Origin of the sequence: Methylobacterium sp. WL12, assembly GCF_008039475.1 — a bacterium.
Classification (GTDB): Bacteria; Pseudomonadota; Alphaproteobacteria; order Rhizobiales; family Beijerinckiaceae; genus Methylobacterium; species Methylobacterium cerastii.
Window position 1 is genome coordinate 25,344 of sequence record NZ_VRUW01000051.1, and the last position, 8,262, is coordinate 33,605.

Annotated in this window: 7 protein-coding genes; 1 reads left to right on the forward strand and 6 read right to left on the reverse strand. The window is 70.2% G+C overall.

The window, feature by feature from the left end; all coding sequences use genetic code 11:
* Window positions 1-19: 19 nt before the first annotated feature.
* The 6 genes from FV226_RS17870 to phaZ all read right to left on the reverse strand — a co-directional run bounded on the left by FV226_RS17870 (window position 20) and on the right by phaZ (window position 6,684).
* Window positions 20-769, reverse strand: a complete 750-nt coding sequence (locus FV226_RS17870; protein ID WP_147763946.1) for an electron transfer flavoprotein subunit beta/FixA family protein — start codon at window positions 767-769, stop codon at window positions 20-22.
* Between the two features lie 222 nt (window positions 770-991).
* Complete coding sequence (locus tag FV226_RS17875; protein WP_147752273.1) at window positions 992-1,564, reverse strand: cob(I)yrinic acid a,c-diamide adenosyltransferase; 573 nt, start codon at window positions 1,562-1,564, stop codon at window positions 992-994.
* A 21-nt stretch (window positions 1,565-1,585) separates the two neighbouring features.
* Entirely contained in the window at window positions 1,586-2,218 is a 633-nt protein-coding gene (locus FV226_RS17880) for an acyloxyacyl hydrolase (RefSeq protein WP_147752274.1), read from the reverse strand.
* Window positions 2,219-2,341: 123 nt separating this feature from the next.
* The gene (locus FV226_RS17885) at window positions 2,342-2,527 is read right to left on the reverse strand and encodes a twin transmembrane helix small protein (RefSeq protein ID WP_147763947.1); all 186 of its coding nucleotides are present in this window, start codon (window positions 2,525-2,527) and stop codon (window positions 2,342-2,344) included.
* A gap of 190 nt (window positions 2,528-2,717) precedes the next feature.
* Window positions 2,718-5,366: a TIGR02302 family protein gene (locus FV226_RS17890; RefSeq protein WP_246691645.1), complete on the reverse strand. Its 2,649-nt coding sequence runs from the start codon at window positions 5,364-5,366 to the stop codon at window positions 2,718-2,720.
* A gap of 109 nt (window positions 5,367-5,475) precedes the next feature.
* Window positions 5,476-6,684, reverse strand: a complete 1,209-nt coding sequence (phaZ, locus tag FV226_RS17895) for a polyhydroxyalkanoate depolymerase (protein WP_147763949.1) — start codon at window positions 6,682-6,684, stop codon at window positions 5,476-5,478.
* A 223-nt stretch (window positions 6,685-6,907) separates the two neighbouring features.
* On the opposite strand from phaZ, the gene FV226_RS17900 reads away from it, so the two are divergent.
* The gene (locus FV226_RS17900; protein WP_147763950.1) at window positions 6,908-8,134 is read left to right on the forward strand and encodes a TetR/AcrR family transcriptional regulator; all 1,227 of its coding nucleotides are present in this window, start codon (window positions 6,908-6,910) and stop codon (window positions 8,132-8,134) included.
* Window positions 8,135-8,262 lie beyond the last annotated feature (128 nt).

The window sequence follows — 8,262 nt, forward strand, 5'->3', positions numbered from 1 at the left end:
GGAGCGCGCGCAGTCGGGACTAGATGACGTTGGCCTCGGTCTTCAGCTTCTGCACGAGCTCGGCGGCCGAGCCGACCTTGACGCCGGCGGAGCGGCCCGGCGGCTCGGTGGTCTTGAGCACCTTGAGCTTCGGGGTGACGTCGATGCCCAGTGCGTCGGGCGACATCTCCTCCAGCGGCTTCTTCTTCGCCTTCATGATGTTGGGCAGCGAGGCGTAGCGCGGCTCGTTGAGGCGCAGGTCCGTCGTCACGATCGCCGGCAGCTTGAGCGACACCGTCTGCAGGCCGCCGTCGACCTCGCGAGTCACGTCGAGGCTGCCTTCGCCCGCCTCGATCTTGAAGGCGAAGGTGCCCTGCGGCCAGCCGAGCAAAGCCGCGAGCATCTGGCCGGTCTGGTTGGAATCGTCGTCGATCGCCTGCTTGCCGAGGATCACCAGCTCGGGGCTCTCCTTCTCGACGATCACCTTCAGGATCTTGGCCACCGCGAGGGGCTCGCAGACCGTATCGGTCTTCACCAGGATCGCACGGTCGGCACCCATGGCGAGCGCGGTGCGCAGCGTCTCCTGGGCCTGCTGCGGCCCGATCGACACGGCCACGATCTCGGTGACCTTGCCCTTCTCCTTCAGGCGAATCGCTTCCTCGACCGCGATCTCGTCGAAGGGGTTCATCGACATCTTCACGTTGGCGAGTTCGACCCCCGAGCCGTCGGCCTTGACGCGAATCTTGACGTTGTAATCGACGACCCGCTTGACGGGCACCAGAACCTTCATGGCGGTCTACTTCCTCCGCGTTCGGATTGTTTTGATCGGTGGAAACCGGAGCGCCGCGATCGGCCGCTCGCACAGGGCGCGGACCGTAACGGCCACATTTCCGCCTTGTCAACGCGGCGCGCGCCCGCGCTTTCGAAAAGCCGCGGCCGGCCGACGAAGGGCGTTCGCTTCTACGGTACGGAGATGGGCGCGTGCGGCCCGGCTCTTTGCAGCCGGTGCTTGCTACCGGTTCTTGCCCGGCACCCAGAGCACGTCGTCGACGCCGTCCGAGTTGGCGGCGCGGCTCGCCACGAACAGGAAGTCCGAAAGGCGGTTGAGGTACTTGAGCGCTTCCGCGGAGACGATCTCACCCTCGGTCGCCGCGAGCGCGACAGCAAGCCGCTCGGCGCGGCGGCTGACGGTGCGGGCGAGGTGGAGGGCGGCGGCCGCCGGGGAGCCGCCGGGCAGCACGAAGGACTTGAGCGGGGCGATGTTAGCGTTCAGCGCGTCGATGTCGGCTTCGAGCCGGGCGACCTGCGAGGCCACGATCCGCAGCGGCTCGTAGGCCGGGGGCGTGTCGCTCGGCGGCGTCGCGAGGTCGGCGCCGAGGTCGAACAGGTCGTTCTGGATCGCGCCGAGCATCGCGTCGAGGCGCGGCTCGGCGTGCTGGCGGGCGAGCCCGACGCAGGCGTTGGTCTCGTCGACGGTGCCGTAGGTCTCGACCCGCAGGTCCGCCTTCGAGCGGCGCTGCCCGTCGGCGAGCGCCGTGGTGCCCTTGTCACCGGTCCGTGTGTAGATGCGATTGAGGGTGACCACGGGTCCGCCGACGCTTTCAGATCAGAAGGTGTAGCCGAGCTTGCCGCCGAAGTTCGTCAGGCCGCGATTCTCGCCGCACAGGCCGGCGTTCGACATGTGCTCGACGGTCGCCATCACGCTCCAATGCTCGGTGATGCGGAAGCCCAGCGCCGCCGCCTCGCGGAACAGCGGCGAGCAGCCGAGCGAGTTGAAGCCGTAGGGGGCGAGCGCCTTCGGGCCGGTATAGCCGTTATGCGCGGCGCCGCCGAAGAAGCCGTCGATGAAGACGCGGCGGTCGAAGGTCTCGGGGAACAGGTCCACCGACCAGGTGGCGCCGAGGTAGGCATAGCTGGTCCGGCCGCCGGTGTTGTAGCTGCCGCCCACGGTCGCGCGCGGCACGAACGCCTGCCAGAACGGGTCGGCGCTCACCAGCGGCTTCGTGAATAGGATTTCGCCGTTGACGTTCTGCTTCTCGAAGCCGGGAAGCTTGCCCTCGGCGCTTCCGGGATCCTGCACCGAGCCACCGATCCGAACCTCGGAGACGATGCTGAGGGGCTGCACCGGCGGCGCGTAGGCCGCGGGCCGCGGCGCGTACCCGAGATCGGCCGCCGCGACGGGCGAGGCGATCGCGAGGGCCAGCGCGCCGGCGACGAGACGGTGGAAGGTGGGCTTCATGCGGGAACGGATCCGGATTGAACCCGGAATCCCTAGCATGCTTGGCTGCGCCCGGATCGCCGTTTCATCCGCGCCGGGGTGGAATGCCGACCGGTGCGGCCCGCCGGTCACAGTCGCGCGCCCTCAGGCGGAGCGCCACCAAGCCACGCCCATGATCACCAGGATCGCCACGAACTGCAGCAGCACGCGCAGCCGCATCAGGCGTTGCGACAGGTTCGCGTCGCCGCCACGCATCATGTTGGCGAGGCCGAGGAGGAGGATGACGGCCACCGCGAGGCAGGCGACGAGGACGAGGGTGTTGCCGGACATGGTGGGGGGATCTCGCAGAGCGTTCGGCGCCGCTTATAGAGGCTTCGCGGCGGCGGCGGCAGGGGCGAAGCGCCGCTGGCGCCAGGACGGGCTCCCCCGCTAGCACAGAGACGCCTCCAGAGCCGTCATTCCGGGCTCGCCTGCGGCGCCCCGGAATGACGGGCCGCGCAGGACGGTCGGCGGCGTGCCATCAGTTCCGGCGCAGCAGCCGCTCGAAGTAGTCGAGTTCTTCCTGCGGACGCGTCGGGTCGCCGAGCTTGCGCCGCAACTCCTCCATGATCCGGCGCGCCCGCTGGACCGCGGATTCGTCGGCCGTCGGCACGCGCACGCGGCCATCGCTCATGTCGCGCCCGCGGGTCGGGCGGCCGAGCGGGTCGTCGTCCTTGGCGCCGGCCTGGCCCTGCTGGCCCGGCTGCTGGCCGTCGGGCTTGTCGCCCTGGCCTTCGCCCTCGGCTTCGGCCGATTCCTGCATCTGTTGCTGCATGCCGTCGGCGCCGCGCTTGAGCCCGTCCAGCGCACGGCCCTGCGCGTCGACGGCGTCGCCCTCTTGCCCGTCCTTCAGCGCGTTCTCGGCCTCGCGCATGGCATCCTCGGCATCGGACAGGCCTTCCTCGCCCTTCATGCCGTTCTCCTTCATGCGGTTCTGCAGGTCCTGCAGGCGCTCGCGCAGGGCCTGCTGGCGTTCGCCGACGCCGCCCTGCTGGCCCTTCTGCTGGCCCTTGCCCTGCTGCTGTCCCTGTTGACCCGGCTCCCCTTGGCCCTGTTGGCCTTGCCCCTGTTGACTTTGCCCCTGTTGACTTTGGCCCTGCTGGCCGGGGCTCTGCTGCCCCCGCTGGCCGGGCTTCTGCCCCTGCTGGCTGCGGTTCGGCGGCCGCTGGCCCTGCTCGGGGCCGGGCTTCTCCTGGCCTTCCTTGAAGGTCTCGTCGCGCAGGCCCTGCTGCTCGCGGGCCATCTGGTCGAGCTCCTTCATCTGCTTCTGCATCTCGCGGGCGGTCGGATCGGACTTGCCGCCCTGCTCGGCGCTCTGCAGGTTCTCGAGGATGTTGCGCAGCTGCTCCATCAGGCGCTGCGCCTCGGCGGTGTCGCCGCGCTTCATCGCCTCGGCCATGTCCTTGAGCATCTTGTCGAGGTCGTCCGGCGTCACCGACTTCGATGGCTGGCCCTGCTTGTCGCGCGAACCCTGCTCGCGCGGCTGCTTGCTCTGCTTCTCGGCAAGCTCCTTCATGAATTTGTCGAGCGCCTGCTTCAGGTCCTGCGTCAGGCGCTTGATCTCGTCGTCGGGGGCCCTCTTGTCGATCGCTTCCTTGAGCCGGTCCTGCGCCTGCCGAAGCTTCTTCTCGGTGTCCGAGAGGTCGCCGTCTTCGATCTTGAGAGCCATCTCCCAAAGCAGGTCCGCCACCTCGGTGAGGGCGGCGTCGTTCCCGGCCGCGCGCAGGCGGCGCGCCGCGGTCTTCAGGCCGAGGAACACGCCCGGCTGCGGCGTGAACAAATCCGGTGCGACAAGCAGGGCGTCGAGCGCCATCTGCACCCGGACGCGACCTTCGTCCGGCGTCACGACGAGGCGGCGGCGCTCTTCTGCCAGCGCCCGCGCCAGGGGATCGCGGAACGGGCGAGCCGGCAGCACCATCTCGGTCGTCGGCGTGCGGCCTTCCTGGCCGGCCTCGTCCTTGACGAGGTACGTGAAGCGCACCCGCGCGCCGGACCAGGGGTTGTCGGTGAGGTCGACGAGCGTCTTGGTTTCGGTCTCGCCGTTGGCGTCGCCGGGCAGGGCCAGGGCGATCCGCGGCGGCGGCACCAGCGAGCGCGTACCCTCGATCGGCTCGACGACCCCCTCGGCGGAGGCGATGCCGTAATCGTCCTTGGCGCGATAGCTGAGGTTGAAGGTGCCGCGCCCGTTCACCTCGGACCCGCCGACGGCGTGGACCTCCGGCGGCAGGTCGGGGATCGCCTCGACCACCAGGCGCTGAATCTGGCCCGGCGCCGCGATGGTCAGCGCGGCGCTCGGGCCGACGATTTGGAACCGGTCCTCGCGCAGGTCCGGCCGCGGCTCCTTGCCGGGCACGGCCTTGAGGCCGGCATCCGGCGTCAGCACCGTCTGCGCCGGACTTTCGCCCGCGATGCGCACGATCAGCTGCGAGTTCACCGGCACGCGCAGGCGCTGCTCGCCCCCGGACATGGCGACCGCCAGCGGCGGAAGCCGGGTGTAGAGCGGCGGGTCGATCCAGGCGTCGATGCGGTAGCTCGGCCCGGCGGATGCGGCTTCGCGCCAGTCGAACGCGCTGCCGAGGCGCTCGCGCCATTCCGGGCCGGCGACGAACAAGCTCGCCACCGCCGCGACCACGAGGCCGGCGCGCAGGGCGAACGGGTCGTGGCGCGGCATGCCCGGGCGCGGCAGGCCGACGCGCAGCCGCGCGACCGCGGCGGCGGCGCGGGCCTGGTGCAACGCCCACAGGGCGCGCGTGTCGGGGTCGGCGGTGCCGACGGCCAGCGTATCCTCTATCGTCGAGGCCGGCGCATGGGTCAGCGCCCCGTCGCGCGCGGCCGCCTCGCGGTCGATGCGGGCGAGCGCGGCGCGCCGGTCGGCCCGGCGCAGGCGCACGAGCGGCGACAGGACGGCGACGAGCGCGGCAGCGAAGGCGACGAGGCCAACGATGCGCCAGGTGGCGGGGAGATCGAGCCAGAGACCGAGCCAGGACACGGCGAGGAACGCCAGCACGACGCCCAAGCCCCGCCACAGCAGCGGCCAGGCCCGCTCCCAGAAGCCGGCGGCGCTGGCCTGCGCCACGAGCCGGTCGAGCTGCGCGGCGGTGTCGGATCGCTTCGGATCGGTTCTGCTCACGCCCGCAATCGCCTCGCCGCTCTCGAACCTGCATCTTTCTGCAGGCAGGCTAGCATGGTGGGCATCGTGCGCGTGCGGGTCAAATCCGCTCAGGGCGGAGCAAGGGCCGTTAGTCGTGCGACTGGATGAAGTTGCGCACAAGCGGGTAGGTCTGCCCTTCCCACTTGCGGCCCGAGAACACGCCATAGTGGCCGACGCCGGCCTGGAGGTGGTGGCTGCGCATGTGCGGGGGCAGGCCGGTGCAGAGGTCGTGCGCCGCCATGGTCTGTCCGACGGCGCAGATGTCGTCGCGCTCGCCCTCGACCGTCATCAGCGCGGTCTTGCGGATCGAGCGCATGTCGATCGGGTTGCCACGGTAGGTCAGCTCGTTCTTGGCCAGGGTGTAGTCCTGGAACACCGTCTTCACCGTCTCGATGTAGAATTCCGCCGCCAGGTCGAGCACGGCGAAGTACTCGTCGTAGAACCCGGCGATCGCGTCGGCCTTCTCGACCTCGCCGTTGGCCATGTGCCAGAACAGGTCCGCATGGCCCTGCATGTGTCGCTTGGTGTTCATCGACACGAAGGCCGAGACCTGCACGAAGCCGGGGTAGACGCGCCGGCCGGCGCCCTTGTGGCGCCGGGGCACGGTGGAGATCAGGTTCTTCTCGAACCACTCGATCGGCTTCGAGGTGGCGAGCGCGTTCACCGAGGTCGGGCTGATGCGGCAATCCACCGGGCCGGCCATCAGCGTCATGCTGCGGGGCGCGGCCGAATCCTTGGTCTCGGCCATGACTGCGGCGGCGGCGAGCGCCTGCACGGTCGGCTGGCACACGGCGAGCACGTGGGCGGGGCCGCCCATCGCCCCGAGGAACTGCACGAGGTGGCCGACATAGTCGTCGAAGCCGAAGGCGCCATCCGAGAGCGGCACGTCGCGGGCGTTGTGCCAATCGGTGATGTAGACGTCGTGGTCGGGCAGCAGGGTCTTCACCGTGCTCCGCAGCAGCGTCGCGAAGTGGCCCGAGAGCGGGGCCACCACCAGCACCTTCGGCTGCTCGGTGTCGATGTCCTTGCGGAAGCGCAGCAGGGTGCCGAACGGCGTCGAGAGCATCGGCTCCTCGACCACCGGGACCTCGCGGTTGCCGACCGCGATCGTGTCGATGCCGAAGGAGGGGCGCGCGAAGGTCAGGCCGGCGCGCATCATCATGCGGGCGCCGGCCGACATCCAGTTCATCGACTCGCCGAAGCCGGCCCAGGGCGAGACCGCATCGTGCAGCACCCGTCCCCAGGCCCGCGTCTGCTGGGCCATGTCGCATTGCATGTCGAACGCGTCGTACAGCATGGGGCGTGCACTCGTGCGCGACCGGCCCGACGAGCGGGCGGTCACGGCTTCCGGTTGGGGCTGATACGCCGCGTCGTGCTGCATCATCATGGAGGCAGGATCAGTCGTGCGCGCGAGCACCGCAACTGGCTAAACGACGAAGCCGCCGCCCTGTGGCTTCGGGGTATCATGTCTCGCGGCCGCCCGCTTGTCAGTCCGGGTAAGGCCATGCTCAATCGCGACGATGATCGATGGAGGCAGGCCCGCCGCGGGGCAGACCAAACGCTACGCCCAGAAGCGCGAGGCCATCCTCGACGCCGCGGCACGGCACTTCAACGCCCGCGGCATCCGCGGCACGGCGCTGAACGACGTCGGCGGCAGCGTCGGCCTCATGCCGAACAGCATCACCTACTATTATCGCCGCAAGGAGGACTTGGCGGCCGCCTGCTACGTCAGCACCATCGCGTGGCATGAGGCCCTGCTGGCCGAGACGGCGGCCTCCGCCGACCCGCCTCGGCGGCTCTCCGCCTTCCTCGCCGCGTATTTCCGCGATCTGGCGGCGATCGAGATCGGGGCGCGGCCGCCGCAGGTCCGGCTCACCGACATGCGCGCGCTGCCCGAGCCGCAGAGCGCGATGGTCTATGCCGCCTACAACGCCTTCTTCCGGCAGGCGCGCACGGCGTTCTTCCCCGAAGCCGCCTTCCCGGGTCTCGACCGGGACGCGCTGAACGCGCGGACGCATCTCGTGATCTCGGTGGTCCACACAGTCCGCGCCTGGATCGACCGCTACGAGGCGGCGGACTACCCCCGCGTCGGCGAGCGCGTCGCCGACCTGCTGCTGCGCGGGCTCGCGGGGCCGGAGAGCCGCTGGAGCGGCGATGCGCCCGATCCCGTCACGGCGCCCGCCGACCCGACCGAGCCGTTCCTGCGGGCGGCGACCGCGCTCATCAACGCGGAAGGCTATCGCGGCGCGTCTGTCGAGAAGATCTCGGCGCGGCTCAGCGTGACGAAGGGCTCGTTCTACCACCACAACGACAACAAGGACGACCTGATCGCCCAGTGCTTCGCGCGCACCTTCGAAATCCTGCGGCGGGAGCAGGAGGCGGCGGAGGCCGCCGGCGGCAGCGGCTGGATGCGGATCACCGCCTGCGCCCGCGCCCTGATGCGCCATCAGGTCTCCGAGCGCGGTCCGCTCCTGCGCTGCACTGCGGTCGGCGCCCTGCCGGACAGCCTGCGGGCCGAGATCCCGCTGACCATGCGGCGGCTGTGGGAGCGCCTCGCCTTCCCGATCGGGGACGGCATCGCCGACGGCTCGATCCGCGCGATCGACCCGTCGATCGCGGCCCAGGTCGTGAGCAGCATGATCGACGCGGCCTCAGACCTCGACCGCTGGTGCGAGGTCGAGGGGGCGCACGCGGCGGACGTCTTCGCACGCCCGCTGTTCGTCGGCGTCTACGCTCCGGCCGGTTAGATGTTTGATCCCAGGGTTTGATGGTGCAGTCTTCACGTCGGAGTGGAGGGATGAGCTATGGGCCAAGTTCTTCACGGCAGCGCCACGACGACTGAGGCGATCCGTCGAGCGATCCAGCATAGTCAAGC

Bases quoted from the DNA above. Each gene is read 5' to 3' on its own strand.
- FV226_RS17900 (WP_147763950.1), top strand. From the start codon at position 6,908: ATGATCGATGGAGGCAGGCCCGCCGCGGGGCAGACCAAACGCTACGCC.
- FV226_RS17870 (WP_147763946.1), bottom strand. From the start codon at position 769: ATGAAGGTTCTGGTGCCCGTCAAGCGGGTCGTCGATTACAACGTCAAG.
- FV226_RS17885 (WP_147763947.1), bottom strand. From the start codon at position 2,527: ATGTCCGGCAACACCCTCGTCCTCGTCGCCTGCCTCGCGGTGGCCGTC.
- FV226_RS17880 (WP_147752274.1), bottom strand. From the start codon at position 2,218: ATGAAGCCCACCTTCCACCGTCTCGTCGCCGGCGCGCTGGCCCTCGCG.
- phaZ (WP_147763949.1), bottom strand. From the start codon at position 6,684: ATGCTGTACGACGCGTTCGACATGCAATGCGACATGGCCCAGCAGACG.